This is a genomic window from Brevibacterium permense (assembly GCF_025506275.1).
In the GTDB taxonomy this organism is placed as follows: domain Bacteria; phylum Actinomycetota; class Actinomycetes; order Actinomycetales; family Brevibacteriaceae; genus Brevibacterium; species Brevibacterium permense_A.
In genome coordinates, this window is record NZ_QYCP01000070.1 from 1 (window position 1) to 26,368 (window position 26,368).

The 26,368-nt window shown below is 63.3% G+C and carries 25 protein-coding genes; 16 read left to right on the plus strand and 9 right to left on the minus strand.

Going from position 1 to position 26,368, the window contains the following annotated elements:
• Nucleotides 1-298: 298 nt before the first annotated feature.
• Nucleotides 299-937 (minus strand): hypothetical protein, encoded by a 639-nt coding sequence (locus tag D3I60_RS02840; RefSeq protein ID WP_262774641.1) that lies wholly within the window; start codon nt 935-937, stop codon nt 299-301.
• A 159-nt stretch (nt 938-1,096) separates the two neighbouring features.
• The gene (locus tag D3I60_RS02845) at nt 1,097-1,684 is read right to left on the minus strand and encodes an HhH-GPD-type base excision DNA repair protein (protein ID WP_262774642.1); all 588 of its coding nucleotides are present in this window, start codon (nt 1,682-1,684) and stop codon (nt 1,097-1,099) included.
• Between the two features lie 53 nt (nt 1,685-1,737).
• Here D3I60_RS02845 and D3I60_RS02850 point away from each other — a divergent pair, with 53 nt between their 5' ends.
• The 6 genes from D3I60_RS02850 to D3I60_RS02875 all read left to right on the plus strand — a co-directional run bounded on the left by D3I60_RS02850 (nt 1,738) and on the right by D3I60_RS02875 (nt 6,900).
• The gene (locus tag D3I60_RS02850) at nt 1,738-2,121 is read left to right on the plus strand and encodes a YchJ family protein (protein WP_262774643.1); all 384 of its coding nucleotides are present in this window, start codon (nt 1,738-1,740) and stop codon (nt 2,119-2,121) included.
• 195 nt (nt 2,122-2,316) lie between these two features.
• The gene (locus tag D3I60_RS02855; RefSeq protein WP_262774644.1) at nt 2,317-2,796 is read left to right on the plus strand and encodes a DUF2087 domain-containing protein; all 480 of its coding nucleotides are present in this window, start codon (nt 2,317-2,319) and stop codon (nt 2,794-2,796) included.
• 59 nt (nt 2,797-2,855) lie between these two features.
• Nucleotides 2,856-3,359, plus strand: a complete 504-nt coding sequence (locus tag D3I60_RS02860) for a phosphoribosyltransferase (RefSeq protein WP_262774645.1) — start codon at nt 2,856-2,858, stop codon at nt 3,357-3,359.
• Nucleotides 3,360-3,368: 9 nt separating this feature from the next.
• Nucleotides 3,369-4,670: a carboxylesterase family protein gene (locus D3I60_RS02865; protein WP_262774646.1), complete on the plus strand. Its 1,302-nt coding sequence runs from the start codon at nt 3,369-3,371 to the stop codon at nt 4,668-4,670.
• An 89-nt stretch (nt 4,671-4,759) separates the two neighbouring features.
• The gene (locus tag D3I60_RS02870) at nt 4,760-5,869 is read left to right on the plus strand and encodes a winged helix DNA-binding domain-containing protein (RefSeq protein WP_262774647.1); all 1,110 of its coding nucleotides are present in this window, start codon (nt 4,760-4,762) and stop codon (nt 5,867-5,869) included.
• Between the two features lie 35 nt (nt 5,870-5,904).
• Nucleotides 5,905-6,900: a diacylglycerol/lipid kinase family protein gene (locus tag D3I60_RS02875; protein WP_262774648.1), complete on the plus strand. Its 996-nt coding sequence runs from the start codon at nt 5,905-5,907 to the stop codon at nt 6,898-6,900.
• Here D3I60_RS02875 and D3I60_RS02880 read toward each other — a convergent pair.
• The 3 genes from D3I60_RS02880 to pdxS are packed head-to-tail and all read right to left on the minus strand — an operon-like array spanning nt 6,883 to nt 9,954.
• Nucleotides 6,883-8,484, minus strand: a complete 1,602-nt coding sequence (locus tag D3I60_RS02880) for a DUF853 domain-containing protein (protein ID WP_262774649.1) — start codon at nt 8,482-8,484, stop codon at nt 6,883-6,885. The two genes, D3I60_RS02875 and D3I60_RS02880, sit on opposite strands and share 18 nt — an antisense overlap.
• A gap of 10 nt (nt 8,485-8,494) precedes the next feature.
• On the minus strand, nt 8,495-9,076 hold the full coding sequence (gene pdxT, locus D3I60_RS02885) for a pyridoxal 5'-phosphate synthase glutaminase subunit PdxT (RefSeq protein WP_440588554.1): 582 nt from the start codon (nt 9,074-9,076) through the stop codon (nt 8,495-8,497).
• Nucleotides 9,073-9,954: a pyridoxal 5'-phosphate synthase lyase subunit PdxS gene (gene pdxS / locus D3I60_RS02890; RefSeq protein ID WP_262774650.1), complete on the minus strand. Its 882-nt coding sequence runs from the start codon at nt 9,952-9,954 to the stop codon at nt 9,073-9,075. Before pdxS ends, pdxT begins: the two co-directional genes overlap by 4 nt.
• Nucleotides 9,955-10,179: 225 nt before the next feature.
• On the opposite strand from pdxS, the gene pdxR reads away from it, so the two are divergent.
• Nucleotides 10,180-11,568, plus strand: a complete 1,389-nt coding sequence (gene pdxR, locus D3I60_RS02895; protein ID WP_262774651.1) for a MocR-like pyridoxine biosynthesis transcription factor PdxR — start codon at nt 10,180-10,182, stop codon at nt 11,566-11,568.
• Nucleotides 11,565-11,954, plus strand: a complete 390-nt coding sequence (locus tag D3I60_RS02900; protein ID WP_262774652.1) for a hypothetical protein — start codon at nt 11,565-11,567, stop codon at nt 11,952-11,954. Before pdxR ends, D3I60_RS02900 begins: the two co-directional genes overlap by 4 nt.
• A 118-nt stretch (nt 11,955-12,072) precedes the next feature.
• Here D3I60_RS02900 and D3I60_RS02905 read toward each other — a convergent pair whose 3' ends face one another.
• From D3I60_RS02905 to D3I60_RS02915, 3 genes are all read right to left on the minus strand, one after another.
• On the minus strand, nt 12,073-12,717 hold the full coding sequence (locus tag D3I60_RS02905) for a 4'-phosphopantetheinyl transferase family protein (RefSeq protein WP_262774653.1): 645 nt from the start codon (nt 12,715-12,717) through the stop codon (nt 12,073-12,075).
• Nucleotides 12,718-12,720: 3 nt separating this feature from the next.
• Entirely contained in the window at nt 12,721-13,179 is a 459-nt protein-coding gene (locus D3I60_RS02910; protein WP_262774654.1) for a LapA family protein, read from the minus strand.
• A 102-nt stretch (nt 13,180-13,281) separates the two neighbouring features.
• Complete coding sequence (locus D3I60_RS02915) at nt 13,282-15,510, minus strand: NADP-dependent isocitrate dehydrogenase (RefSeq protein ID WP_262774655.1); 2,229 nt, start codon at nt 15,508-15,510, stop codon at nt 13,282-13,284.
• Nucleotides 15,511-15,667: 157 nt separating this feature from the next.
• Between D3I60_RS02915 and D3I60_RS02920 the strand changes: the two genes are divergently transcribed.
• The 4 genes from D3I60_RS02920 to D3I60_RS02935 all read left to right on the plus strand — a co-directional run bounded on the left by D3I60_RS02920 (nt 15,668) and on the right by D3I60_RS02935 (nt 19,042).
• The gene (locus D3I60_RS02920) at nt 15,668-16,309 is read left to right on the plus strand and encodes a thymidine kinase (protein WP_139907616.1); all 642 of its coding nucleotides are present in this window, start codon (nt 15,668-15,670) and stop codon (nt 16,307-16,309) included.
• A gap of 96 nt (nt 16,310-16,405) precedes the next feature.
• Nucleotides 16,406-17,185 (plus strand): alpha/beta hydrolase, encoded by a 780-nt coding sequence (locus tag D3I60_RS02925; protein ID WP_262774656.1) that lies wholly within the window; start codon nt 16,406-16,408, stop codon nt 17,183-17,185.
• Nucleotides 17,186-17,269: 84 nt separating this feature from the next.
• A complete protein-coding gene (locus D3I60_RS02930) occupies nt 17,270-18,340 on the plus strand; it encodes an NADH:flavin oxidoreductase/NADH oxidase (RefSeq protein WP_262774657.1) in 1,071 nt (356 codons plus the stop codon).
• Nucleotides 18,341-18,388: 48 nt separating this feature from the next.
• Entirely contained in the window at nt 18,389-19,042 is a 654-nt protein-coding gene (locus D3I60_RS02935; protein ID WP_262774658.1) for an MBL fold metallo-hydrolase, read from the plus strand.
• Between the two features lie 14 nt (nt 19,043-19,056).
• Here the strand turns inward: D3I60_RS02935 and D3I60_RS02940 are convergent, their stop codons facing one another.
• Nucleotides 19,057-19,641, minus strand: coding sequence for a hypothetical protein (locus tag D3I60_RS02940; RefSeq protein ID WP_262774659.1), 585 nt, complete (start codon nt 19,639-19,641; stop codon nt 19,057-19,059).
• A gap of 259 nt (nt 19,642-19,900) precedes the next feature.
• Between D3I60_RS02940 and D3I60_RS02945 the strand changes: the two genes are divergently transcribed.
• The 4 genes from D3I60_RS02945 to D3I60_RS02960 all read left to right on the plus strand — a co-directional run bounded on the left by D3I60_RS02945 (nt 19,901) and on the right by D3I60_RS02960 (nt 26,305).
• On the plus strand, nt 19,901-21,706 hold the full coding sequence (locus D3I60_RS02945) for an ABC transporter family substrate-binding protein (protein ID WP_262774660.1): 1,806 nt from the start codon (nt 19,901-19,903) through the stop codon (nt 21,704-21,706).
• A 104-nt stretch (nt 21,707-21,810) separates the two neighbouring features.
• Nucleotides 21,811-23,355, plus strand: a complete 1,545-nt coding sequence (locus D3I60_RS02950) for an ABC transporter permease (RefSeq protein WP_262774661.1) — start codon at nt 21,811-21,813, stop codon at nt 23,353-23,355.
• Nucleotides 23,352-24,383, plus strand: coding sequence for an ABC transporter permease (locus D3I60_RS02955; RefSeq protein ID WP_262774662.1), 1,032 nt, complete (start codon nt 23,352-23,354; stop codon nt 24,381-24,383). The genes D3I60_RS02950 and D3I60_RS02955 overlap by 4 nt, the downstream gene beginning before the upstream one ends.
• Nucleotides 24,383-26,305, plus strand: a complete 1,923-nt coding sequence (locus D3I60_RS02960; RefSeq protein ID WP_262774663.1) for an ABC transporter ATP-binding protein — start codon at nt 24,383-24,385, stop codon at nt 26,303-26,305. Before D3I60_RS02955 ends, D3I60_RS02960 begins: the two co-directional genes overlap by 1 nt.
• The last annotated feature ends 63 nt before the right edge of the window (nt 26,306-26,368 follow it).

The following is a 26,368-nucleotide window of genomic DNA, read 5'->3' on the forward strand; positions in this document are numbered from 1 at the left end:
GGCTCACTCACACACAGATAACCGACGTCTTCAGTCGGGCAGTCAGGCTGTCCGCCGCCACCGCCGCCTGCGGATCCACCGCCGCCGTTGCCGCCTCCACCAGAGCCGCCACCTCCGGAGCCTCCGCCGCCGGAGTCGCCCCCGCCGGGAGGTGGCTGGGGTGCAGGGGGTTTCACCGCTTCACATCCGCTTGTGTCGCCAATCGTGCAGCCAGGTGCTGCCTCTGCCGGCGGCGGAAACATAAACAGCCCAAAGGCGACGATTGCAAAACAAAGAATGCTGTGGGAAAACCTATTTCCTAACAACGTCGTTCCCAGAGAGTTTGCTGGTCGACTTTCCAGCTTTCGTCATCTAACTGAATGGTGTGTTGCATCGTCACTTCTCCATCAGGATTCAAAGTCGGAGATTGACCTGCCGGGGTCATTGTCCACCTAGAAGTGTCAACACAAAAGTTCACTAGGACCGAGCCAGACTTAGCTGTCTCGTCCAATTTCGTGACTTCAAATACTTCGACCTTCAACGGTTCGATTTGCCCCTCAAAGATAGCCTCGTCAGCGGCTACTGATCTGGCTTCAGTCTGAATTGACTCAAGCGCATCGCCGGATGCGAATTTCGGAAAGTCATCAGCTACCTCGGACTTACCGGAATACGCTTCATTAACGGCCTGAATGAAGTTGTCGAACGCAGCCAGCGCGCCCTCGACGGCCTTCTTTTCCTCTTTGTCGAGGTCAAGGTCGGTTTCGTAGTCGGGGATGGCCACCTCGGCGGGATTATCGGAAGAGCTTCCGTCGGGCTGCTGCGCGGGCAGGGTCGACGTCGGTGCGGCTACCGGCGAGTTGTCGGCACAGCCGACAACCGAGACCAAACTCAGCGCGGAGAAAACGGCAACGCATACTTGGGAAGGTAGACGATACGGTCGGGACGATCCAGTTCTCATTCCACGCCTCTGTGGTCTGCAACTGCGGCGCGACCCCGTTGGCCGACACCCGGATTCCCTACATTATTCGACAGGCACGCTTTTTAGAACAGGCGAAGTCGAATCTGTGGATAACTCACGCCCGAGTGCGTGGGAGCACGCAGCTCTAGGCGATTATCGCTATTTGTTTGCGGCCTTCGCCGCCTTGGCCGCGGCCTTCTGCTGCTTCTTGAAAGCACGTACCTCTTGCAGAGTGACGTCATCGACGACGTCGGCGATCGATCGGCGGGCGTCTGCGTCTCCGTAATCACCGGCAGCCTCCTGCCAGCCTTCGGCTTGGAGTTCGAACTGCTTGCCGAGCAGAGCCAGGAAGATCTTGGCCTTCTGGTCGCCGAATCCGGGCAGCTTCTTCAGCCGTTTGAGGACCTCGGCGCCGCTGGGGTCACCCTCAGTCCAGATCGCCTCGGGCTTTCCGTCGTACTCGTCGACGATGGCCGCGGCCAGCTTCTGCACTCGTCCAGCCATCGACTTCGGGAAACGGTGGACTGCGGGAGTCTGCGCGAAGATGTCGAGGAAGTCATCCGGGTTCATCTCGGCGATCTCGTCGATGTCGAGCTTGCCGAGGCGTTCAGCGAGCTTGGCCGGCCCGGCAAAGGCGCTCTCCATGGTCACCTGCTGATCGAGCAGCATCCCGACGAGCAGAGCGAAGCGGTCTTCGGCCAAGAGTGCATCGGCCTTCGGATCTCCAGACAGGAACAGTGAAGTCATGACTCCATCTTCGCACGCCCGTCACTGCAGTCCACTGCCGATATCATCGACAGATGATCTGCCCCTGCTCCGGAATGCCTCCCGGCACCGCCTACGACGACTGCTGTCGCCCAGCACTCGACGGTGAAACCTGGCCCATTACCGCCGAGGCGCTCATGCGCTCCCGCTACACCGCCTTCGTCCGCGGCAACGAAGACCACCTCTTCCGCACCTGGCATGCCAAGACCCGACCCGACGATGTCGGTGTCGATGACGCCACCACGTGGCTTGGCCTCGAAATCGTGTCCACCACAGGCGGGGGAATCGACGATGCTACCGGCACCGTGCACTTCCGTGCGCGATTCCGGGACCACCTCGGCGATCATGTCCTCGAAGAGAACTCCTCCTTCGTCCGCCGAGCCGGACGGTGGATGTACCTCGAAGCGCTCGAGGGCTGACAACCGGCATCCGCTTCGAACGCCGACCACTGCGTCTATACTGGTGCTCGGCGCATCCAACGCCCAGCCGAGGTCGTGTTCCCAGCACACGGACCGCATGGCGAAGGGGAGAGAATCCTCGGACGAAACCGGCACGGTGATTTCCTGACCAGGTTTCGTGCTGGGGGAGACTTGGTCGTTTGAGGAAGTGACACCATGACCAAGGACAAGGATTTCAAGAAGCTCGTTCGCACGCGGATGACCGAAACCGGTGAGAACTACACCACGGCCCGCTCCGCGCTGGTCGCCGCGAACCAGGGTCCAGGATCCAACAGAGATTCCCGCAGCGAATCCGTCATCGCCCCGGAGATCGCAGAGTTTCGGACGAAGACTCTGAAGACGTTCATGCCCGACGGACGCATCGTCGCCATTCCGACGAAACGCCGCGCCCTCGTGCTCGTCCTCATCGAAGTCCTCGCCGCCCTCGACTCGGACCAGGTCTACGACGAGAAACGGCTCAACGGCATCCTCGGGGAATTCCATCCGGACTTCGCCCTGCTGCGTCGCGAACTCATCGACTACCGCCTGCTCGAACGCAATGCCCATACTGGGGAGTACTGGGTCAACCCGAACCCGCCGACCCATACCGGTTCGCAGGCGCAGGAGATGGCCGGACTGGAGGTATTTCTGCGCTGAACCGGCGACAGCGTATCCTTGAAGCTCGAACCAAAAACGGGCAGACACGAGGAGCATCCATGGCCTATCACGCCGATTCGACCGATCTCGACGAAAAAGAGATTCTCAGCTGGGACATGTTCGGCCGATCGGCGCGTGAGATGGCGCAGACCATCGCGGACTCCGATTACGATCCCGAGATCGTCATCGCCGTGGCCCGCGGTGGACTGCTGCCCGCCGGAGCACTGGCCTATGCGCTCGGACTCAAGCTCTCCGACGCCATCAACGTCGAGTTCTACACGGACGTCCACGAGACCCTGCCCGACCCTATCCTGCTCGCCCCGATGCTCGACATCGAAGCGATCAAGGGCAAGAAGCTGCTCGTCGTCGATGACGTCGCCGACTCCGGGCGCACCCTGGCCCTCGTCCTCGAACTGCTGCGCAAACACGGCGCGGAAGCCCAGTCGGCCGTCATCTACGCGAAGTCCGCATCGATCATCGATCCGGACTTCGTGTGGAAGCGCACCGATCAGTGGATCGTCTTCCCCTGGTCGGCCGAACCCCCGGTCGTACCCAGCAAGTAAGCTGACCAAATGGAGGAGACACGGGACATCGCGGCCCCGTGCGGACGCGTGCGCGCCTACGTCAGCGATGACGTGATCCGCGCGCGGGGCATCCGCTACGCCCGTGCAGGGCGCTTCCTCCCTCCCGTCGATGAACCTCCGGTGGACTTCATCGACGGCCGTCAACCGGGCCCGGCAAGCCCGCAGCTGCGCCGCGACCCGAACGCCGGAATGACCTTCGACCAACTCGGCGGCCTGCCCATCAGCGAAGACTGTCTGCGCGTGAGCGTGACCATGCCGAATGACACCACCACCGAGGCGGGGCTTCCCGTCCTCGTCTGGATCCACGGCGGAGCCTACGTCGCCGGGGCCGGGGACGCGGATATCTACGATCCGCACGCCCTGGCCTCCGAGCAGAACATCATCGTCGTTTCCGTGACCTACCGCCTCGGTGTCCTCGGATATCTCGGAACCGGTCGAGACGAACACCTCAACCTCGGAGTGCTCGACCAGATCTCTGCCTTGCGCTGGGTGCAGAGGAACATCTCCGCCTTCGGCGGGAACCCGGACAACGTCACGATCGCCGGGCAGAGCGCCGGGGCAGACGCCTGCGCCCACCTCATGATCGCCGAAGGTACCGAAGGACTCTTCCAACGTGTGCTCATGGCCTCAGCACCCTTGGGGCTCGCCGGCGGCACCGACGCAATGAACTGGGCAATGGGGAAAGTCGCCCAGAAGATCGACCCTGAAGCCGACGTCGACGACATCCTCCGCGCGCAGGAGGAAGTGCACAAGGCCGCCCTCGTCGGAGGTCTGCATGCCGGAATGTGCTTCGGAGTCCGCTACGGTCAGTACCCTTTGCCATCACGCTCGAAAGCAGCCGAGGCCTGGGCCGAAGTCGCCCCGAAATTCGACGTCCTCATGACCCGCACGGAACGGGAGATGGCCTTCTTCGCCGGTTTTGTTCCCGCACTGCGACGCCTCCACGACCGCACCCTGACCTCTCCGATGCTCGAATCCCTCATCTCCGGAATCACCTCCGCGGTCTACACTCGGGCCGGACGCGAATTCTACGACCGCCACCGGATGTCCGGCGGTCAAGGCGCCCGCCTGCTCATCGTCTCCCGCGGAGACGGCAGCTTCTTCGACGCTGCCCACTCCGGAGATCTGCCGCTGATCTTCCCCGGCGAGATCTGGCACGATTCCTTCCTCGACTACGGTGCGACCACTGATATCGCCGGTCCCGAGCTGCGCCGGACCTGGGGCGAATTCGCCTCCTCGGGCACACTGCCGCGGGTGCGGGTGCCCGGACTCATCGACATCATGGGTTGAACGATTCAACTGCACGATCGCCGTCTGCGTTCCCGGCTCTGTCGTCTTTTCACAACCGCCATGTCACCGGCGTGCACTACCGTTGGACCATGGACGCACATCAGATCTCGGCAGCCCGTCTGATCTCGCAGGGACTCATCGGACCTCCACCCCAGTCACCGACAGGAACCGACCTCTCAACCGCCGGCGCAGTCGTCGAGCATCTCGGCTGCGTCCAAGCCCAAGCGCTCGGCGGTGCACTGGTCTCCATCGCCCTGCGCCTAGGACCGGATGTCACTGACGGTGTGGCCGCCGTCCGTGCCGCCATCGATTCTGGAGAGATCGTGCGTTCCTGGACTCAGCGCGGCACCATCCATCTGACCACGGCCAAGGACATCGGGTGGATCCTCGGCCTCACCGGGGCACGGATCATGAAAGCCACGGCCAAGCGGCGCGAGTATTTCGGCATCACCGACGCCATGCTCGACACTGCAGCGGAACTCGCCACAGCGGCCATCCAGGACCGGGGACCGCTGACGCGCGAAGAGCTGCTCGAAGCGTTCGCTCCCATCGGTGCCGGAGACGAATACGGCCACGCCCGTTACCTCATCACGTCCCTGGCGCTGCAGAACATCATCGTCCAAGCTCCCTTGATCGAGGGCAAAGATGACATGAAATATGTGCTCACCGCCGATTGGGTGCCCACACCTACAGAGCTGGACACCGAGGCGGCCGACCACGAATGGATGAGACGTTTCGTCACCAGCCACGGACCGGTCACAGTCGATGACGTGACACGGTGGACGGGACTGCCGAAGACGAGGATGAGAAAGGCCGTCCACGCCGGACTCGATGCCGGAGAGATCGTGAGCACCGACATCGACGGCACCGACTACGTTCACGCCCCGGATCTTGAGGACCGACTGGCCGAATGGGAGACAGCGGCGCAGGAGACCATGCTGCTGCCGGGATTCGACGAGATCATCCTCGGGTACAAGGACCGCAGCGCCACACTCGACCCTGCAAATGAGAAACTCGTTGTGCCCGGAGGCAACGGAATGTTCAAGAACACGGTGGTGACCGGCACCCGTGCACGCGCGACCTGGAAACGATCACCCCGCAAGACCGGTCCGCGAGTCCGCGTCGACACCTTCCCGGGGGAGAAAGTTGACCTCGAGGCCGTCGAATCGGCGAGTGCAACCCACCCGGCCTTCGTCTGAGCACGCAGAGACGACCGACGGTGGACGATCGCCACATGCCAAGCACACAGCGGGCCGGCCAGGTGGGTGAAGGCGACCGACCGGCATCGCCTGCGGGCCGAACTGCCGTCGGAATCATCGTCAATCCCAAACATTCGGCGACCCTGCGGGCGTATGCCGAGCTCGTGCCGGAACTGCGCAACGCCGGCGCGCACTACCGAAGCATGACCACCAGCGTCGACCGTTCCGGTCGGTGGCAAGCCGAACTGCTCGTCAAGTGGGGCGCCGACATTGTCATCATCCTCGGTGGCGACGGCACCATCCGAGCGACAGCGCCGGTACTCGCCGAGGCGGACATCCTGACATTCCTCGTCCCGACCGGGACCGCGAACCTGCTCAGCCGCCATATCGACCTCCGATCCTCCCGGCACGCCATCGACCATTGCATGCGCACGATCGCATCGATCATCCGTTCCGGCGATCCGCCGAACCTCCGGAACGTTCCGATCAATACTGCGGAGTACCAGACGGCCGACGGCGCTCGACATCGAACCGAGTTCGTCAGTCTTGCAGGAATCGGGGGAGACGCCCGGGCCGTTGCCTACCACCATGCTTCGTTCGGGCTGCTCGGCTACGCCTGGGGAGCCGCGCAGGCCCTCTTCGCCGCGGGATTCACCGCAAGCACAGGGGAGGGAACCGCCTCGGTGCGGGTGTGGTCGGTGATGGCGTCGAAGGTGGATCGTCCTGCAGGACCCGTCGCCGTGTTCCCCGAAGCCCACATCGAAGCTCCGACCTTCTCCGTGCTCACCGTCGGCCCGTTCCCGCACTCACCCATCGCGCGGTGCCGAGCCTGGGCAGGAATCGCCGCGGCATGCCTGCAGGGCAGACCGGATGCCCACCCGCTCATGAACTATCGCCGTACGACCGAGACGACGGTCACCGTCGAATCACCGGTACCAGCACAACTCGACGGAGACCTCATCGGCGACTGTCTGGAACTGCGGGTGAGCGCCGGTGAGAAGACACTGCGGGTATCAGCGCCGGCGTCGTGAGGTGCCGAAGATTCCGCGTGCGATCTCGCGTGCTGCGGTCCGTGTGAACTGTTTGAACGCCGAGGACTTCACTACCTGGGACAACAGGTTCTCGTCGTCCTTCTTCACCGACTTCTTCCCTGAGACGCCTGATTCCTCCGGGAAGTCGATATTGTCCGCCGAGGCGTCGCGACCCTGACTTTCGGCGGGCGCATCGGCAGATGCTGACTTCTGTTCCTCGGCGTGAGCTTCTGACCCGCCTTCGAGGCGCTTGGCGAGGATCTCGCGGGCAGATTCGTTGTCGATCGCGGTCCCGTACTTCTCATGCTGGGGCGACGCCGCCACAGCCGCTTTGATCTCGTCCTCGCTCATCGGCCCCATCTTCGACTCCGGGGCTCGCATCCGCGTCGGTGCCACCGGGGTCGGAGCACCATCGGGGTCCATGACGGTGACCACGGCTTCGCCGATGCCGAGCGAGGTGAGCAGCTCTTCGAGGTCGTAGTCGGACTTCGGGAAGGTCTGCACGGTCGCTTTGAGCGCCTTCGCATCGTTGGGTGTATGTGCCCGCAGCTGGTGCTGAATGCGCGAACCCAACTGTGCGAGCACATCCTCGGGAACATCCTTCGGCGTCTGAGTGACGAAGAAGATGCCGACGCCCTTCGAGCGGATGAGCCGCACGGTCTGCGTCACCGACTGGAGGAAGGCCTTCGACGCGCCGGCGAAGAGCAGGTGGGCTTCGTCGAAGAAGAACACAAGCGAGGGCTTGTCCGGGTCGCCGACCTCCGGCAGGTCCTGGAACAGGTCGGCCAGCAGCCACATGAGGAACGTGGAGAACAGGGCCGGCGACTGACTGAGTTTCTGCAGTTCGAGCACAGAGACGATTCCGGCACCGTTGTCGTCGGTGCGCAGCAGATCAGCGGTGTCGAATTCCGGTTCGCCGAAGAACACGTCGCCGCCCTGGGCAGCGAGTTCGGAGATCTTGCGCAGGATGACGCCGACGGTGGCCTTCGACGCCCCGCCGATGCCTTCGAGATCGGCTTTTCCCTCGTCGGAGGTGAGGAAGGTGAGCACGGCTTTGAGATCGGAGAGGTCGAGCAGCGCCAACCCTGCCTGATCGGCATAGTGGAAGACCAGAGAGAGGACGGATTCCTGAGTGTCGTTGAGTTCGAGCACCTTTGCCAGCAGGATCGGCCCGAACGAGGTCACCGTCGCTCGCAGGGGCGTGCCGAGTCCCGAATCACCAAGAGTGTAGAACTCGGTCGGATTGGACCGCGACTGCCAGTCCTGACCGGCGGCATCGAGGCGCTTGCGCAGTTTGTCGGATTCGACGCCGGCAGCGCCGATGCCCGAGAGATCGCCCTTGATGTCAGAAGCGAACACCGGCACTCCGGCCCGGGACAGCTGCTCGGCGAGCACCTGCAGGGTCACGGTCTTACCGGTTCCCGTGGCACCGGCGACGAGGCCGTGCCGATTGAGCATGGACATCGGAATGGAGATCGGGGTCTCCTTCGATGGTTCTTCACCGTCCAGGGCGACCCCAAGATGGAGTGTCTCGCCGTCGAAGGTGTATCCGTCTTTGAGTGTCTGCAACGCCTGCTCAGTCATGAGTCAATCTTTACACAGCGGCACCGAGGTGGTGGAGGAATTCTGCATGGATTCGTCCGTCCGTGCCCAATTCCGGGTGGAAGCTGGCACCCCAGATCGAGCCCTGCCGGACGAGGACGGGCACGTCGTCGTGACGGGCGAGCACCTCGGTGTCGGGCCCGAGTTCGAGGATCTGCGGGGCCCGAATGAATGTGCCCTCGACCGGTTCGTCCAGCCCGTGTACGGTCAGCGGGGTGGTGAAGGACTCGCGTTGACGACCGTAGGCATTGCGGGCCACCGTGACATCGAGCCCGCCGAGGCGGTCATACCCACCCAGCGAATCGTCGCTGAGCCGGTCGGCCAGGAGAATCAGTCCGGCACAGGTGCCGAAGACCGGCAGACCGCCGGCCATGTGTTCGCGCAGAGTCGCGAAGAGACCCGTGCCGGCGGCGATGCGCACCATAGCCGTGGACTCACCACCGGGCAGAATGAGCGCATCGAGGCCCGCGAGGTGTTCCGACTTGGTGACTTTGCAGGTGTCGACCCCCAGGGAGCCGAGCATGAGCAGGTGCTCACGGAAGGCTCCCTGGAGGGCGAGGACGCCGACTCTCACCAGCCGCGCTCGGCCAGGCGGTGCGGCGCGGGGACATCGGCGACGTTGATGCCGACCATCGCATCGCCGAGTCCGCGGGAGGCCGCGGCCACGGCCTGCGGGTCATCGAAGTGCGTGGTCGCCTCGACGATGGCTTTCGCGCGGGCCTCCGGGTTGCCGGACTTGAAGATGCCGGAACCGACGAAGACACCGTCGGCGCCGAGCTGCATCATCATCGCTGCATCTGCCGGGGTGGCGATGCCGCCGGCGACGAAGGTCACGACGGGCAGACGACCGAGGCTGGCGACCTGCTTGACCAGGTGGTACGGGGCGGCGATTTCCTTGGCCGCGACGTAGAGCTCGTCTTCGCTCTTCGCTCCCAGTGCACGGATCTCGGAGTTGATGGTCCGCAGGTGGCGCATCGCCTCGGAGACGTCGCCGGTTCCCGCTTCGCCTTTCGAGCGGATCATCGACGCGCCCTCCTGGATACGGCGCAGAGCCTCACCGAGGTTGGTTGCTCCACAGACGAACGGCACCTTGAAGACGGACTTGTCGATGTGGTTGACGTAGTCGGCGGGGGAGAGGACCTCTGATTCGTCGATGTAGTCGACACCGAGGGTCTCGAGGATCTGGGCTTCGACGAAGTGTCCGATGCGGGCCTTGGCCATCACCGGGATGGATACGGCGCTGATGATCGAGTCGATGAGGTCGGGGTCGCTCATCCGAGCGACTCCACCCTGTGCGCGGATGTCGGCGGGGACGCGTTCGAGGGCCATGACTGCGGAAGCGCCGGCCGCCTCGGCGATGCGAGCCTGCTCTTCGTTGACGACGTCCATGATGACGCCGCCCTTGAGCATCTGAGCCAGTCCGGTATTGAGCAGAGTCTGTGTTTCGGTCATTGTGGTGTAGATCCATTCACTGTCGCGGAATCGATCCGGGTCGACGCAGGGAGCAGGACAGAACGATCTCTGTCTGCTGCCAGGGAGTCGGAGGGATCGTGGTTCTTCGGGATGAACGGCCGTTCCCGACCAGCCTAAACCGATGTGTGGCTCAGCAGGAGAGCCAGAAACGGGGAACTATTTTAGGCCAGATATAGGCAGTCGCTCTATCATCGAATCATGGTCATGAAGTCACAGGATGGCACTCAGGCCGAGGGTATTGCTCTGCCGGTGAACGTCGACAAGGGTCTGTCGACTCCGCTGCCGGATCAGCTCACTCAGGAGCTGCGTCGTCTGATCTCGGACGGGACTCTGCGCCCGGGGGATGTGGTGCCCTCGAGTCGTCGGCTGGCCAAGCATCTCGGAATCTCTCGCGGCAGTGTGGAGACCGCCTATGCGCAGCTTGCCGTGGAGGGGTTCCTCATCGCCGCCCAGCGTTCGGCCACGCGGATCAATCCCGACCTGCCCGCCGCCTCGACGGCGGTGGGTCCCAAGCGCCGAGTCCCGGACTCGCCGAGGCGGCGCCTGCGCAATTTTGTCGACCTGCGCCCGGGGTTCGGCGGAGACGACCCCCTGCGCGAGCCGGCCTTTCGGCGGGCCTGGAGGGAATCACTCGACCTCGACCCGGGTCCGATCGATCCCTTGGGCCAACCCCGCGCTCGGTGGGCGATCGCCGACTATCTGCGGCTGACTCGCGGGATGGCCGTCGACCCCGACGAGATCATCCTCACCAGCGGGTCTCGCGATGGTCTGCGATTGCTGCTGAGTCTAGGAGTCTCCGGATCCATCGCCGTGGAGAATCCCGGTTTCCCGGGCCTTCGCCAGGCGATGACCGACCATAAGCTCGTGCCCCTGGACATGGTCGGCTCCTCGCCGGCACCGGCCGATGTGGCTGCGACCGTCGTGACACCGAATCACCAGTTCCCGCACGGAACACCGATGCCGGTCGACCAGCGTGCCCGCCTGCTGGATTGGGCGGCTCGGGGAGACGTTCTCATCGTCGAGGACGACTACGACAGTGAGGCCCGCTTCACCCGCACAGTGCTGCCGACCCTCTTCGACCTCGCATCATCCACCGGCAGCAGCGCGCAGGTCGTCCACATCGGAACCTTCTCCGCGCTGCTGACCTCGGCCGTATCGACAGGATACGTCATCGCTCGCGGACCGATTTCGGAGGAGCTCATGAGCCTGCGCGCGGCACTTGGACCGGCGTACTCGCCGATTCTGCAGATGGCGATCGCCTCCTACCTCGGATCCGGTGGGCTGCGTCGCCGCATCACCCGGGGACGGCGGCGACTCCGGGCCGCCGAGGAGGTCGTGTCCGAGATCGGCCCGATCCCCGGTCTGGTTCACGAGGGACGCACTCTCGTCATCGAAACGTCTCAGACCCAGGCCGCAAGGCTCCTGCGGGAGCTGGCCGAGCGCGGCATCCTCGTCGCCTCGTTGGCTCACGGCTGGACTGGTGGTGACGAGATTCGACACGGTCTGGTCATCGCCCATTCGAACGTCGAGGCTCCTGCGCTGCGGGAGGCCTTGGGCGCGGTGAAGTCCCTGTTGAGTAGGATTCAGTCATGAGGAATTCCGGATTTGCAGTCGACGGCATCATCAAGCTGCTGCTGGCCGTGCTCGGCTTCATCTTCATCGGCGGGCTCGAGGATTTCTTCCTCGCCCCACGCTGGTTGGTCATCACCGCACTGGTGCTGCTCTTCCTCAGCGCTGCCACCCAGATCTCCTATGCCGTGACCAAGGGGGAGGAACGGTATCTGAAGTTCCCGATGGTCTTCGACGCGCTTCTCATCGTCGCGGTTGTCGTCGGTCTCATCCTCGCCGCTGCGAGCAACCCTGCTGGCGCCTGGATCCTCTTCGGGTTGGTCGGTGTGGGCTCGTTGGGCATCGCCGTGGTCTTCACGACCGGCGAGAACGGTCCGTCGTTCAGCGAAGACGAGCCGCAGAACCCCTGACCGCTGCCGCAAGCTGCCCTACGCCGATCAAGCTCTGGCGCACATCTGTGGTCGTCTACGAGCACGTATCCGCGGCAGCGCTTGATGGGCGCGCCGCTGACGTCGGCACGGCGAGCGATCAGCGGTTGAAGGCGATGGCCGCGATATGGCCGTCGGGAATACCGGCCTCGAGATCGTGGATGTCGACATCCGGATGCGGTGAGTTCGGTTCCGGCCCGGCACCGATGTAGTCGAGACCCGGATCGCGAGCCAGGCCCGTGCTCAACGCCTTGAGAAAGGCTTCGGTGCGCGCCCACACACGGACGAAGCCGGCAGCGAAGTCATCATCGGGAAGCGCTTCGAGCTCGGCGCGTTCTCTTTCATGGAGCAGCTGCATCGCCTCCAGCGCGACATCTCGCTCGGGGATCGCTTCGACGTCGAGCCCGACCGGATCGTCGGAGACAGCGATGAGGACGAGGCGACGAGACCTCGAGACCGAGAACTCGCACTCGTCGTGACGTGGTTTGCCCGCCGAATCGAGGCGGATCTCGATCGCGGCGGGGTCCTGACTCAGATGCGCCCCGAGCACATGGCGGAGGACGACACGACCGGCAGACCAGGTGGCGGCTGCCTCGGCGTCGAATTCCTTCGCATAGTTGCGTTCCTGCTCGGTGAGCACGGAATCGTCATCCCGCGCCCAGGCCGCCTCGGCCGAGGTATCGGCGAGGATGAGAGTGACGGGCAGTTCGGTGGGCAGTTCGGCGAAGCTGGGGTGGTGCGCCATCGATCAGCGGCCCAGGGCCTTGTTGATCTTCTTCAGTTTGCGGTTGAGCACGAAGATCCGCACCGAACCGATGATTCCGGCGATGAGGATGCCGCCGATCGCAGCGAAGAGCATCGCTACGCCCAGGGGCAGTTCGAACTGCCAGCCGAAGTACTTGAACTCGGCCGGGACATTGTTCTGCAGAATGAAGATGAGCAGCAGGACGACGATGAGGGCGCCGAGGATGAGGGAGATCCACATTCCCGCCGACATTCCGGATCCGGCCTTCGTCGACGGCAGTTCACCGGTGTGTCCCGTCGGAGGCTGTGTCTGCTCATGCCTCTCGTGCGGGGACATCTCTCGGGTCTTGTCCACCGCAGCCGTTTCGCCCGCCGCGGGAGTATCGCTGCCGAGGACTGAATCGGTTTCGGCCAGGAGCTCTTCGGGCGTCTGCGAATCGCCACGCGGGTCTTGAGTACTCATGCGCCCCATCATAACTGCTGATGGGGCGCATAAGGCAGGTTTGCAGAAAGAGTCCCGGCAGCAGCTGCCGGGACTCTTTCCTAAGCGTTGTCGATCAGTTGATCAGACGGTCTTGCTCAGCGAGGAGATGATCTCATTGAGCGTGGCCGAAGGGCGCATGGCGGCTTCGGTCTTCGCGTCGTTCGGGTAGTAGTAGCCACCCAGGTCGACCGGGCTGCCCTGAACCTCGAGGAGCTCGGCCACGATGGCGTCCTCCTTCTCAGCCAGTGCTTTCGCCACGGGGGAGATGGCCTCGGCCAGAGCTTCGTCCGCGGTCTGCTCGGCCAGCTGCTGCGCCCAGTACAGAGTGAGGTAGAAGTGGCTGCCGCGGTTGTCGATCTCGCCGACCTTTCGCGACGGCGACTTGTTCTCTTCGAGGAACTTGCCGGTCGCGGCGTCGAGGGTGTCGGCCAGCACGCCGGCCCGCTCATTTCCGTGGACGTTGAACTCGTGGCGGAAGGACTCTGCCAGGGCGAGGAACTCACCGAGGGAGTCCCAGCGCAGGTGGTTCTCCTCGACGAGCTGCTGAACGTGCTTCGGAGCCGAGCCGCCGGCACCGGTCTCGAACAGTCCGCCGCCCGCGATGAGCGGAACGACGGAGAGCATCTTCGCCGAGGTGCCGAGCTCGAGGATCGGGAACAGGTCGGTGTTGTAGTCGCGGAGGACGTTGCCGGTCACCGAGATGGTGTCCTTGCCCTCACGGATGCGGTCGATGGAGAACTGAGTGGCCTCCACCGGGTTCATGATGCGGATGTCCAGGCCCTCGGTGTCGTGGTCCCTGAGGTATTCCTCGACCTTCGACGTGATGTTGCGGTCGTGGGCGCGGGTCTCATCGAGCCAGAACACGGCCGGAGTCTCGGACAGGCGGGCACGGGTGACGGCGAGCTTGACCCAGTCGCGGACGGGGATGTCCTTCGTCTGGCAAGCACGCCAGATGTCACCGGCAGCGACCTCGTGGCTCATGAGCACATCGCCAGCGGAGTTGACGACCTCGACGGTTCCGGCTTCCGGGATCTCGAAGGTCTTGTCGTGGCTGCCGTACTCTTCGGCCTTCTGCGCCATGAGACCGACATTGGGCACGGTGCCCATGGTCCGCGGGTCGAAGGCGCCCTTGGCCTGGCAGTCCTCGATGACGGTCTGGTAGACGCCGGCGTAGGAGGAGTCGGGGATGACGGCCAGGGTGTCCTGGGTCTGGTCATCCTTGTTCCACATCTTGCCGCCGACGCGGATCATCGCCGGCATAGAGGCATCGACGATGATGTCGGAGGGCACGTGGAGGTTCGTGATGCCCTTGTGCGAATTGACCATGGCCAGGTCGGGCCCGTCGGCCAGACCCTTTTCGATTCCGGCTTTGACTCCGGCAGCTGCGTCTGCAGGCAGTGTGTCGAGCCCGGCGAGGATGGCGGCCAGTCCGTTGTCGGAGGTCAGTCCCGCCTCGGCGAGGACGTCACCGTACTCGGCGAAGACGTCGGGGAAGAAAGCTTCGATGACCTTGCCGAAGAGGATGGGGTCGGAGACCTTCATCATCGTGGCCTTGAGGTGGACGGAGAAGAGGACGCCGTCGGCCTTGGCCGCGGCGATCTGGTCCTTGACGAATTCGTCGAGGGCGGCGGCGTTCATCTTCGTCGAATCGACGATCTCGCCGGCCAGAACGGGCAGGGACTCCTTGAGGACCTTCGTCTCTCCCGCAGCGGTGCGCAGGCGGATCGACAGGGTGTCATCGGACTCGATGATCACGGACTTCTCGTTGTCGCGGAAGTCGTCCGAGCCCATGGTGGCCACGCGGGTCTTCGAGCCCTTGGACCATTCGCCCATCGAATGCGGGTGGGCCTTGGCGAAGTTCTTCACTGCCTGCGGAGCGCGACGGTCGGAGTTGCCCTCACGCAGCACCGGGTTGACGGCCGAACCCTTGACCTTGTCGTAGCGTGCCCGAACGTCCTTCTCCTCATCGGTCGAAGGCTCTTCCGGGTAGGCGGGCAGGTCGTAGCCCTGGGACTGCAGTTCGGTGATCGTCGCCTTCAGCTGCGGGACGGAAGCCGAGATGTTGGGCAGCTTGATGATGTTGGCATCGGGGGTCTTGGCGAGATCGCCCAGCTCCGCGAGTGCGTCGCCGACCTGCTGGTCCTCAGGCAGACGGTCGTTGAACTGGGCCAGCACGCGTGCGGCGAGAGAGATGTCTCGAGTCTCAACCTCGACACCGGCCGACGTGGCGAAGGCTTCGATGATCGGCTTGAGCGAATACGTCGCCAGAAGCGGCGCTTCATCCGTGCGCGTGTAAATGATTTTAGCCATAGTTAAGGACCACTCCGCATCTTCTTGGGGTTTATCGCCCTCTATCCTACCTTCTGGGCCATTTCGGCAGGCGGCCCCGGCCGATGATGGTGCTCACATCCCCAGGAGGCACCCGGTAGTCTTCTGTGTCGGCACGGACAACAGAAAGAGGACGACAGTGGCCAAACTCTACTTCCGGTACGGGGCGATGAATTCCGGCAAGTCGACCGCTCTTCTGCAGGCGGCCTTCAACTACGAGGAACGCGGCCAGCGCGTTCTGCTGGCCAAGCCTCTGATCGACACCAAAGGCGCATCGCAGATCGTGTCCCGATTGGGTGTCACCCGTGAGGTCGACTTCGTCATCCCCGCCGACGGTGACGTGGAGCGGATCTATGCCGAACATGCCGACTACGTCGACCACGATGCCCTCATCGAGTCCATCGACGCCCCGAAGATCCCGGTCGCGTGCCTGCTCATCGACGAAGCGCAGTTCCTCAGCCCCGTCCAAGTGGATTCGCTCATGCGGATCGCCACCACCGCCTCGGTGCCGGTGATGTGCTATGGAATCCGCACAGACTTCCAGACGAAGGCATTCCCCGGTTCGGCACGACTGCTCGAGATCGCCCACACCCTCGAGGAGCTCAAGACGATCTGCCGGTGCGGCCGCAAGGCGATGTTCAACGGTCGCCTTGTCGACGGGCAGTTCATCTTCGACGGTGATCAGGTTGCCATCGACGGCAATTCCGTGACCTACGAGTCACTGTGCCCGAGCTGTTATCTCGAGTACTCCGGCGGTAGGCTGTCAACGACAGACTCCTGACCGATCCCGACACAGCTTCCCTGTCGAATCCAACTCATCGACGACCGTCGTATCCAGTCGAAATCCGTTCGCACTTTCAGTTCTCAAGGAGCCTCCATGCGTATCGCCGTTCGTGCTTTCAACGACAACCCCGGTTCTCCCGTCCTCGTCTTCGGCAACGCTTTGGGCACTCGGATGCCTTTGTGGACCTCCGTGGCTGCGCGTCTGGCCGACGATTTCCAGATCTACCTCACCGACCTTCCCGGTCATACCCTTCCCGCCGGTGATTCCCTCGCCGAGGCGGCCGCCCCGCTGACAGTCGAAGCGCTGGCTTCCGGTGTCGTCGAATCCCTCGCCGAGCTCGGGGTGGAGTCCTTCACCTACTGCGGAGTCTCGATCTCCGGCGGAGTCGGTCTGACCCTGGCGCTCAACCACCCCGAATCGCTGACCGGACTCGTAGCCTGTGCGACGGCCGAGAAGTTCGGCACTCCGGAATCCTGGGACGAACGCATCGGCGAAGTCCGCGCCGACGGCACCAAGGGACTTGTCGACGACACCGCCGATCGGTGGTTCGCCGCCGGGTTCCTCGGCGAGGACATCGCCACCGGTCACCTCATCCTGTCCGACCTCGCCCTGGTCGATGACGAGGCATACATCGCGGCCGCCTCGGCGCTGAAGACCTACGATCTGAGTGGGAAGCTCGGCTCGGTCGCCACCCCGACGCTCGTCATGGCCGGCGCCCAGGATCCCGGCTGCACTCCCGAAGCGATGTCGGAGATGGCGGGGCAGATCGAAGGCTCGCACTTCGCCACGATCCCGGACTCCGCTCACCTGCCGATGGTCGAACACCCTGAGATCGTCGTCGACCACATCCAGGAGTTCTGCGGCCAGCTCTAGGAACGCCTGCGTCATCTCGCGTCCTCGCCGTTCCGGTATTCGGTATCACTGTCTGAGTCCGAATGGAACTGGCAGACTGATGTCATGACTGAGTTGTTCGAACCGCTGACACTGCGCGGAACCGAGATCCCCAATCGCATCTGGCTCGCCCCGATGTGCCAGTATTCCTGCGAAGCCGAAGACGGAATGCCCGGCCCCTGGCATCTCGTCCACCTCGGTGCCCGGGCGCAGGGCGGATTCGGGCTCATCCTCACCGAAGCCTCCGCCGTCGTCCCCGAGGGACGCATCTCACCGCAGGACGCCGGGATCTGGAACGACGATCAGGCCGAATCTTGGTCGGCCGTCGTCGACTTCGTCCATTCCCAGGGCAGCGTCATCGGCATCCAACTCGCCCACGCCGGCCGCAAGGCCAGCACCTATCGCCCCTTCACCGGCGAACCGAAGGGCAGCGTCCCCGAATCCGAGGGAGGATGGCCGACGCTCGGCGCCAGTCCCATCGCCTACCCGAAGCTGGCCGAGCCTGCGGAGATGACGAAAGACGATATCGCCGAGGTGGTCGCCGCCTTCGCGGCTGCTGCCCGCCGTGCGATCGACGCCGGGTTCGACCTCGTCGAACTCCACGCGGCCCACGGCTATCTGCTCCATTCGTTCCTGTCACCGCTGTCGAACCAGCGCAGCGACGAATACGGCGGCGATCTCGCCGGCCGGTCCCGGCTGCTCCATGAGGTCTATGCGGCCGTGCGCGCCGAAGTCGGCGAGGATGTGCCGGTGTTCGTACGCATCTCGGCCAGCGAATGGACCGACGGCGGATTCGACATCGCCGAAGCCGCCGAGGTCAGCCGTGCGCTGTCGGAGGCCGGAGTCGACCTCATCGACGTCTCCTCGGGCGGCAACTATCCGGTGCGGATCCCCATCGGTCCTGGATACCAGGTGTCGCTGGCCGCCGCGATCCGCGCCGAGGGGGTGCCGACCGGCGCCGTCGGACTCATCACCGATCCGAAGCAGGCCGAGACCATCCTCAGCACGGGACAGGCCGATGCGATCTTCATGGCCCGAGCAGCCCTGCGCGAACCTTCCTGGCCGCAGCGGGCCGCCCATGTTCTCGGAGCCGAACCCGGACCCTACCCTCCGCAGTACACCCGCGGAGCCTGGTGACCTGTCCCTGAACCTCGGAAGCATCAGCACAGATTGAGGAGTTTGGAAATGCACACGATCGAAACCGAGCACGTCATCATCCGCTCTATCGCGGTCTCCGAGATGGCGAACAACGTCTATCTGCTCACCGCCAAGGAGACCGGCTCCCAGGTGCTCATCGACGCCGCCGACGACGCCGAGGCGATCACCGAACTCATCGACTCGGGTGCCCAGGACACCGTCGCGGAACCCATGCTGCGAGCGATCATCACCACGCACCAGCACTGGGATCATATTCGGGCACTGCCTGCCACCTCGGCGAACTATTCGGAGGCGATGACGATCGCCGGTGCCGCGGACGCGGCCGCCATCACCGAGGCGGAAGGAGTGGAGATCGCGCACTCTGTCGATCACCTCGATGTCGGGGACTTCGGCGGATTCGTCCTCCAAGCCATCGCACTGCGCGGGCACACTCCCGGCTCGATCGCACTGCTTCTGCGCGACGGCGGTCAGACGCTCCTGTTCTCCGGCGACTCGCTGTTTCCGGGCGGGCCGGGCAAGACCTGGTCGGCGGAGGACTTCACCTGTCTCATGGACGACCTCGAGGAGCGGGTCTTCGGCGAACTTCCGGACGAGACTCTCGTCCTGCCCGGACATGGGGACTCGACGACCCTGGGTGAGGAACGTCCGAAACTGGGGGAATGGCGCGAGCGCGGCTGGTGACCGCAGTTCGCCCGTCAGCTCGACAGTGCTGCGAAGCCGAAGAGCGCCCAGACGATGGCGAGGAGACCCACGGCGATGATGCCGATGTTCCACCTCGTCTCGATGACACGCTGCCCACCGGGGTTGGCGAGTTCTGCGTCGCTGAGCGACGAATAGCGCTCGAGCACGGTATCGACGGCCGGGCTCGGATTCTCGACGAACCGGCGCATACCGTGCTCATCCTTCTCCCACTTCTTGCCTTTGCCGGCCAGCGGCCATGAGGCGAATTTCTTCTCATGGGTGCGCACGCTCAGACCGAAGTGGGTCTCGAAGCCGTCGACGAGGTTCCACGGGATCGTCACGGTCTGCAGCGGATTGACCAAGATGAGCTGCTGTCTGTGCAGCTCGACGCGGGGATGCCGATAGCAGACGAAGACCAAGGTGCCGACGGCCAGAGGGATGCCTGCGGCGGCCAGACCGCGCAGCGTGAAATCGCCGAAGAGGATCGAGAGCACGCCCAAGGCACAGAGCCCGCCGACGATGAAGAAGAGGGCGGTCGAACTCGTCGTCCGGACGACAGTCGGCTCGGTCTCATTGCGATCTATCTCACTGTCAGCCACCTGATCATCCTATCCATTGAGACTGAACAAAAGTTGTCTGTTCCCTTGGTTTCGAAACGGTAACGATTCCGAAATTTGCTCATTATGTGGACTCCGTCACAGTCGCCGGTGAATTAACTTTGTTGCAATCCATGTGAAAAACATGAACGCGGTCACATGCGCTTCGGTCTCTGCCGAAATGCTTCACGTGACCGGAATGCACTCCGGTTTTGGGGTGCAAGAACGAGGGTGACTCGCCCTAGAACAACAAGGAGAGAACGTGAACAAGCGCTTCCTCGCGGCTGGTGCCTCTGTGGCTGCCGCTGCAATGGTGCTCACCGCCTGCACACCCCCTGGCGGAGGCGATGACGACGAAGCATCGAAGGACACCGCCATCAACATCGGTTGGAACGAATCTTTCCGATCGATGAACACGCTGACCGCCAACGGCAATGCAACCTCGAACGCCATTCTCACCTACATGATGAATGACAACTTCGGGTACTACGACGGTGACCTCGAAGTTCAGGACGGAGCCCTCGGCAAGGTCGAACAGGTTTCCGAAGACCCGCTCAAGGTCAAGTACACATTCAATGATGATGCCAAGTGGTCCGACGGCACCCCCGTCGACGCCGCCGACCTGGCGCTGACCTGGGCCGGCACCTCGGCGAACTTCAACACCGTCGAAGCGAACAACAACGACGACGGAACGGTGAAGAAGAACGACGCGAAGACCGTCTACTTCGACTCCTCGACCGCCGGTTCGGCTCTGGTGAAGAAGTTCCCGGAGATCTCCGATGACGGCAAGGAGATCACCCTCGAATACTCCAAGCCCTTCGCTGACTGGCAGACCGAATTCGGCACCGGTGCCGACGGCGTCGGTGTGCCCGCCCATATCGTGGCGAAGAAGGCGCTGGGCATCGACGATGCCCAGAAGGGCAAGGATGCGATCCTCAAGGCCATCAAGGACAAGGACACCGAGAAGCTGTCGAAGATCTCGAACACCTGGAACACCGGGTTCGACTTCACCTCAATGCCGAAGGACAAGGACCTGCTGGTCCACAACGGTCCGTACAAGATGACGAAGTTCGAAGAGGGGCAGTATGTCACCCTCGAACTCGACGACAAGTACTCCGGCCCCATCAAGCCGAAGGTCAAGACCGTCACGGTCCGCTACAACGGCGACCCGATGGCAATGATCCAGGCGATCGAGAACGGCGAGGTCGACATGACTCAGCCGCAGGCGACCGCCGACGTGCTCTCCGCCGCCGAGAAGATCGACGGCGTCACCGTCGATGCCGCCGATGGTGCGACCTACGAACACGTCGACTTCACCTTCGACAACAAGGGGCCTTTTGATCCTGCTGCCAACGGCGGCGACAAGGAGAAGGCGAAGAAGGTCCGTCAGGCGTTCCTCAAGGCTCTGCCCCGTGAGGACATCGTCGAGAAGATCATCAAGCCGCTCAATGACAAAGCTGTCACCCGTGATTCGTACTCGCAGGTGCCCGGATCGCCGATGTACGACGCGATCGCCAAGGCCAATGGCGTCGCCGATGCCGCAGATGGCGACGTCGAGGCCGCGAAGAAGCTGCTCAAGGAAGCCGGAGTGGACTCACCGACCGTGCGTGTCATGTACGACAACACGAACTCGCGTCGTCAGCAGGAGTTCCAGCTGATCAAGGAATCGGCGGAGAAGGCCGGCTTCAAGATCAAGGACGTCGGCGACGTCAACTGGGGTACCCGCCTCGGTGACGGCACCTATGATGTTTCGCTGTTCGGTTGGCAGTCCGAGGGCACCGGCGTGACCGAGAACGATGCGAACTTCCGCTACGGTGCTCAGAACAACTACGGCGGCTACAAGAGCGAGAAGATGAACAAAATCCTCGACAAGCTTCTCGTGTCCAAGGAAGATGAGCAGCAGGATCTCCTCATCGACATGGAGAAGCAGCTGACAGAAGATGCCTTCGGTGCGCCGATCTTCCAGTTCCCCGAACTGACGATCTACCGTGACAGCGTGAAGAACGTGAAGTCGACCGCTGTGTCGCCGACGATGTTCTGGAACTACTGGGAATGGGAAGTCAACTGATTCGCGACTGACGCGATCGGTTCTTCTCCACCCAAGCCTTCTGTGGGGATCACTGTGTGATCCCCACAGCGGCGTTTTCGGAAGATTGAAACGGAACCCCCATCATGATCAGATTCATCCTCCGACGATTGCTGTCGACAGCGCTCGTGCTCCTCGTCGTCACCTTCGTCCTCTACCTGCTCCTCAACGTCGCGCTCGACTTCTTCTGGGACCTGCGCGCGAGCACCTCACCGAACATCGAAGCTCTCTACGAGTCGCGTCGACGTCTCCTCGACCTCGACACGCCGGCCATCGTCCGCTACTTCAAATGGCTGGCTGGCGTCGGCGGCTGCGCCATCGGCCAATGTGACTTCGGCATCGCCTGGAAGTCGGGCCAAGAAGTCACAGAACAGCTGCAGGGCGCGATCGTCAACACGATCAAGCTCATCACCGCCTCTACGGTCGTGGCCATCATCCTCGGCATCGCCGTCGGAATGATCTCGGCCATCCGCCAGTACTCGGGCTTCGACTACTTCATCACCTTCGTCTCGTTCCTCCTCTACTCGCTGCCCGTCTTCTGGGTGGCGGTGCTGCTCAAGCAGTACGGAGCGATCGACATCAACAACTTCATCAACGATCCGACCCTGGAATCCTGGTGGCCGATCATCATCGGCTGCGTGGCCATGGGGCTGTTCTGGATGGGTGCGCTCGGCGGCAGCGCGAAGCGTCGTGTCATCACGTTCGCCGCCGCAGCGGTCATCACCTTCGGCACCATCTACTACATCCTCGCCAGCGGCTGGATGCAGCACCCGACCATCGGCCTCCTCGGCGTGGTCGTCATCGGCGCCGGTGGAGCCATCGTCATGACGTACCTCTCAACGGGGCTGAAGAACCGGCGCGTGCTGTACGCAACGCTGACCACAGTCGCCGTCGGCGTGCTGCTCTACTGGCCGCTGATGAACCTCTTCTACTACGTCGACATGAACTGGTTGTGGATGTTCGGGCTCTTCATCGTCGCGATCGCCGTCGCCGTCGGCATCGGTCTGGCATTCCGAGGCCCGGATCCCTGGGATACCGCGCGCACGACGAGCTTCACGGCCATCATCGTGGCAGTGCTCATCTTCTCCGACCGTGTGCTGCAGGGCTGGCAGGAGTATTCGGACGACCCGGCCATCAACAATCGTCCGATCGCGACGATCGGTGCATCGGCGCCGAATATCGACGGGGACTTCTGGATCACGAACCTCGACTCGTTCACTCACCTGCTGCTGCCGTCGATCGCTCTCGTCCTCATCTCCTTCGCCTCGTACACCCGCTATACCCGCGGTTCGATGCTCGAGGTCCTGGGGCAGGACTACATCCGCACGGCACGAGCCAAAGGCCTCAACGAACGTACGGTGATCATGCGGCACGCTATGCGCAATGCGCTGCTGCCATTGGCCTCGGTCGTTCCCGTCGACATCATCACAATGATCGGCGGTGCCGTCATCACGGAGACGATCTTCGGCTGGAACGGCATGGGCAAGCTCTTCATCGACTCGCTGAGACAGGCAGAGCTCGACCCGGTCATGGCCTACATCCTGATCACAGGCCTGCTCGCCATCATCGCCAACCTGGTCGCGGACTTCCTCTATGCCGTCCTCGACCCGAGAATCCGAGTGAACGCATGAGTACTGACAACGACAAACAGAACGCTCTCGCCCTCGACGAAGTCGGGGACAATGCGATCGAGTCGAAGGAAACCGAAGGTCTTTCCCAGGGCAAGATCGTCCTGCGCAAATTCCTCCGTCACAAAGGCGCGATGATCTCCATCGTCGTCCTCGTGCTCGTGGCCATCTTCGCCTTCAGCGCACAGGGCTTCGGCGCTGTGCCAGGGTGGTGGAAGTTCAGTCATACTGCCTCCGGGCCCGTGGTCAACCCTGGAGGAGCCCCGACCTGGTCGTTCGCGAACTTCTTCTCACTCGGCGATCACCCGTTCGGCCAGGATGAGATCGGTCGTGACAACTTCGCCCGAGTGATGAAAGGGACGCAGATCTCTCTCGTCGTCATGTTCATCATCGGCATCGTCTGCCTGATCATCGGCACGGTCGTCGGCGCCGTCGCGGGCTACTACCGCGGTTGGGTCGATTCGGTGCTCATGCGCATCACCGATGGCTTCGTCATCCTGCCGGTCATCGTCGTCGGATCGATCCTCGGCGTGCTCGTCGGCGGAGCGAACGGCCCATTGCTCGGTGTGGCTCTCGGGTGCATCCTCTGGGTCGGCCTCGCACGTCTCGTCCGCGGTGACTTCATGTCCCTGCGCGAACGCGAGTTCGTCGACTCGGCCCGCGTGGCCGGAGCGAGCGATTTCCGGATCATGTTCAAGCACATGCTGCCCAACGCCATGGGCGTCATCATCGTCAACACGACACTGATCATGAGCCAGGCGATCGTGCTCGAAGCCTCGCTGAGCTACCTCGGCTTCGGCATCAAACCGCCCGGCATCTCGTTGGGTCAGCTCATCAGCGAATACCAGACCTCCTTCGCCACCCGTCCGTGGCTGTTCTGGTGGCCCGGCTTGTTCATCATCGTCATCGCTCTGTGTGTGAACTTCATCGGCGACGGTCTGCGCGACGCGTTCGACCCGCGGATGAAGACCATCCCGAGCTGGAGGAAGATGAAGAAGGCCGAGCGCATGGCACAGAAAGAGGCGAAGTGATGGCTGAGAAGAAAGCAGACGCCCAGCCGAAGACCGGCTCCCCGATCCTCGAGGTCTACGACCTCGGAGTCCAGTTCTGGGTCAGCGACGAATGGTGGATGGCCGCCGAGCACCTCGACTACACGGTCAATGCCGGCGAGGTGCTCGCGATCGTCGGCGAGTCCGGCTCCGGAAAGTCGCAGTCGAGCATGTCACTGCTCGGCCTCCTGCCGAGCAACGGCCGTGCGACCGGCTCAGCGAAGCTCAACGGGCGTGAACTCATCGGCATGCCTCCGGAGAAGATGCAGGCCGTGCGCGGCAACGACATCTCCGTGATCTTCCAGGAGCCGATGACTGCGCTCAACCCGGTCTACACCGCCGGGTACCAGATCGTGGAGACGCTGCGCGTCCACCTCGACATCGGTCCCACTGAGGCGAAGCAACGGGCGCTCGAGCTCATGCGGCTCGTCGAGATACCCGATCCGGAGGATCGGTTCCATTCGTTCCCGCACCAGCTCTCCGGCGGTCAGCGACAGCGCATCATGATCGCGCAGGCTCTGGCCTGCCAGCCGAAGCTGCTCATCGCCGATGAGCCGACCACGGCTCTCGACGTCACGGTGCAGGCCGAGATCCTCAAGCTCATGCGCGAACTGAAGTCTAAGCTCGACGCGGGCATCATCCTCATCACGCACGATATGGGCGTGGTGGCGGACATGGCCGACCGCATCATCGTCATGCGCGCCGGCAAGGTGGTCGAATCGGGTACCGCGGAGGAGATCTTCTACCACCCGCAGCACCCGTATACGAAGCAGCTCCTTGAGGCTGTTCCCCACCTCGGTGAGGGCACCGACAGCGAAGCATTCGGCGGCAACATCGACGATGTCGAGGCATCGCTGTCCGATATCACCTCCGATAAGGCCTCGCACGCCGATGACCCGGTCGGCGCACCGGACTCCGCCGCAGGTGGTGACGGTCTCTCCGAGGCCGGGGCTGCCGATATGGCCGTAGCCGAGGCGCGCGCTCAGGTGACCGCGCAGGACCGTCCCGATATCGAGATGGACTCCACGGAGACGTACTACCATCCCGGTTCGCAGGCGGACTTCTCGAAGCCCTCGGCCCTGCAGCTGCGTGACGCCGCGATCGAGTACCCCGCCATCGGACGGAAGAAGGCCTTCCGCGCCGCTCACCACATCAATCTCATGATCGCCCCGGGCGAAGTCGTGGGCCTCGTGGGGGAGTCGGGTTCGGGCAAGACCACGATCGGTCGCGCCGCTCTGGGGCTGCTGCCCACCGTCGAAGGCGATATGGTCGTCAACGGCACGAGCATCAAGGGCCTGAGCAACAAGCAGATGAGGCCCCTGCGCAAGGAAGTCGGAATCGTGTTCCAGGATCCCGGTTCCTCGCTCAACCCGCGACTGCCGGTCGGAGAATCGATCGGTGAGCCTCTCTACCTCCATGAGGGGATGAAGGGCCCGCAGCTGAGCAAGCGAGTCGAGGAGCTGCTGACCGCGGTCGAACTGCCGACCTCGATGCGCAACCGCTATCCGCACGAGCTCTCCGGCGGACAGCGTCAGCGCATCGGCATCGCCCGTGCCCTGACCCTGCAGCCGAAGCTGCTCATCGCCGATGAGCCGACCTCGGCCCTCGACGTGTCCGTGCAGGCGAAGGTCCTGGACCTGTTCGAAGGCCTGCAGAAGGAATACGGCTTTGCGTGCCTGTTCATCAGCCACGACCTGGCCGTGGTCGAGCGCATCGCCGAGCGCATCGCGGTGATGCGCCACGGCTACCTCGTCGAGATCGGCAAGTCCTCACAGGTCGTGTCGAACCCCGTCCACCCGTACACACAGCGTCTGCTGTCGGCGGTTCCCGTTCCGGATCCGCAGGAGCAGCGCAAGCGTCGGGAAGCCAGGGACGCGGTTCTCGAAGCCACGATGAACGCCTGAGTCCGCCCAAGCTGACGGCCACCTGCACGCGAGAGCGTGCGGGTGGCCGTATAATTGTCTGTT

What these genes read in the sequence shown, in the direction of transcription:
- D3I60_RS02840 (WP_262774641.1), bottom strand. Translation starts at nt 937, where the DNA reads ATGAGAACTGGATCGTCCCGACCGTATCGTCTACCTTCCCAAGTATGC.
- D3I60_RS02845 (WP_262774642.1), bottom strand. Translation starts at nt 1,684, where the DNA reads ATGACTTCACTGTTCCTGTCTGGAGATCCGAAGGCCGATGCACTCTTG.
- D3I60_RS02850 (WP_262774643.1), top strand. Translation starts at nt 1,738, where the DNA reads ATGATCTGCCCCTGCTCCGGAATGCCTCCCGGCACCGCCTACGACGAC.
- D3I60_RS02855 (WP_262774644.1), top strand. Translation starts at nt 2,317, where the DNA reads ATGACCAAGGACAAGGATTTCAAGAAGCTCGTTCGCACGCGGATGACC.
- D3I60_RS02860 (WP_262774645.1), top strand. Translation starts at nt 2,856, where the DNA reads ATGGCCTATCACGCCGATTCGACCGATCTCGACGAAAAAGAGATTCTC.
- D3I60_RS02865 (WP_262774646.1), top strand. Translation starts at nt 3,369, where the DNA reads ATGGAGGAGACACGGGACATCGCGGCCCCGTGCGGACGCGTGCGCGCC.
- D3I60_RS02870 (WP_262774647.1), top strand. Translation starts at nt 4,760, where the DNA reads ATGGACGCACATCAGATCTCGGCAGCCCGTCTGATCTCGCAGGGACTC.
- D3I60_RS02875 (WP_262774648.1), top strand. Translation starts at nt 5,905, where the DNA reads ATGCCAAGCACACAGCGGGCCGGCCAGGTGGGTGAAGGCGACCGACCG.
- D3I60_RS02880 (WP_262774649.1), bottom strand. Translation starts at nt 8,484, where the DNA reads ATGACTGAGCAGGCGTTGCAGACACTCAAAGACGGATACACCTTCGAC.
- pdxS (WP_262774650.1), bottom strand. Translation starts at nt 9,954, where the DNA reads ATGACCGAAACACAGACTCTGCTCAATACCGGACTGGCTCAGATGCTC.
- pdxR (WP_262774651.1), top strand. Translation starts at nt 10,180, where the DNA reads ATGAAGTCACAGGATGGCACTCAGGCCGAGGGTATTGCTCTGCCGGTG.
- D3I60_RS02900 (WP_262774652.1), top strand. Translation starts at nt 11,565, where the DNA reads ATGAGGAATTCCGGATTTGCAGTCGACGGCATCATCAAGCTGCTGCTG.
- D3I60_RS02905 (WP_262774653.1), bottom strand. Translation starts at nt 12,717, where the DNA reads ATGGCGCACCACCCCAGCTTCGCCGAACTGCCCACCGAACTGCCCGTC.
- D3I60_RS02910 (WP_262774654.1), bottom strand. Translation starts at nt 13,179, where the DNA reads ATGAGTACTCAAGACCCGCGTGGCGATTCGCAGACGCCCGAAGAGCTC.
- D3I60_RS02915 (WP_262774655.1), bottom strand. Translation starts at nt 15,510, where the DNA reads ATGGCTAAAATCATTTACACGCGCACGGATGAAGCGCCGCTTCTGGCG.
- D3I60_RS02925 (WP_262774656.1), top strand. Translation starts at nt 16,406, where the DNA reads ATGCGTATCGCCGTTCGTGCTTTCAACGACAACCCCGGTTCTCCCGTC.
- D3I60_RS02930 (WP_262774657.1), top strand. Translation starts at nt 17,270, where the DNA reads ATGACTGAGTTGTTCGAACCGCTGACACTGCGCGGAACCGAGATCCCC.
- D3I60_RS02935 (WP_262774658.1), top strand. Translation starts at nt 18,389, where the DNA reads ATGCACACGATCGAAACCGAGCACGTCATCATCCGCTCTATCGCGGTC.
- D3I60_RS02950 (WP_262774661.1), top strand. Translation starts at nt 21,811, where the DNA reads ATGATCAGATTCATCCTCCGACGATTGCTGTCGACAGCGCTCGTGCTC.
- D3I60_RS02955 (WP_262774662.1), top strand. Translation starts at nt 23,352, where the DNA reads ATGAGTACTGACAACGACAAACAGAACGCTCTCGCCCTCGACGAAGTC.
- D3I60_RS02960 (WP_262774663.1), top strand. Translation starts at nt 24,383, where the DNA reads ATGGCTGAGAAGAAAGCAGACGCCCAGCCGAAGACCGGCTCCCCGATC.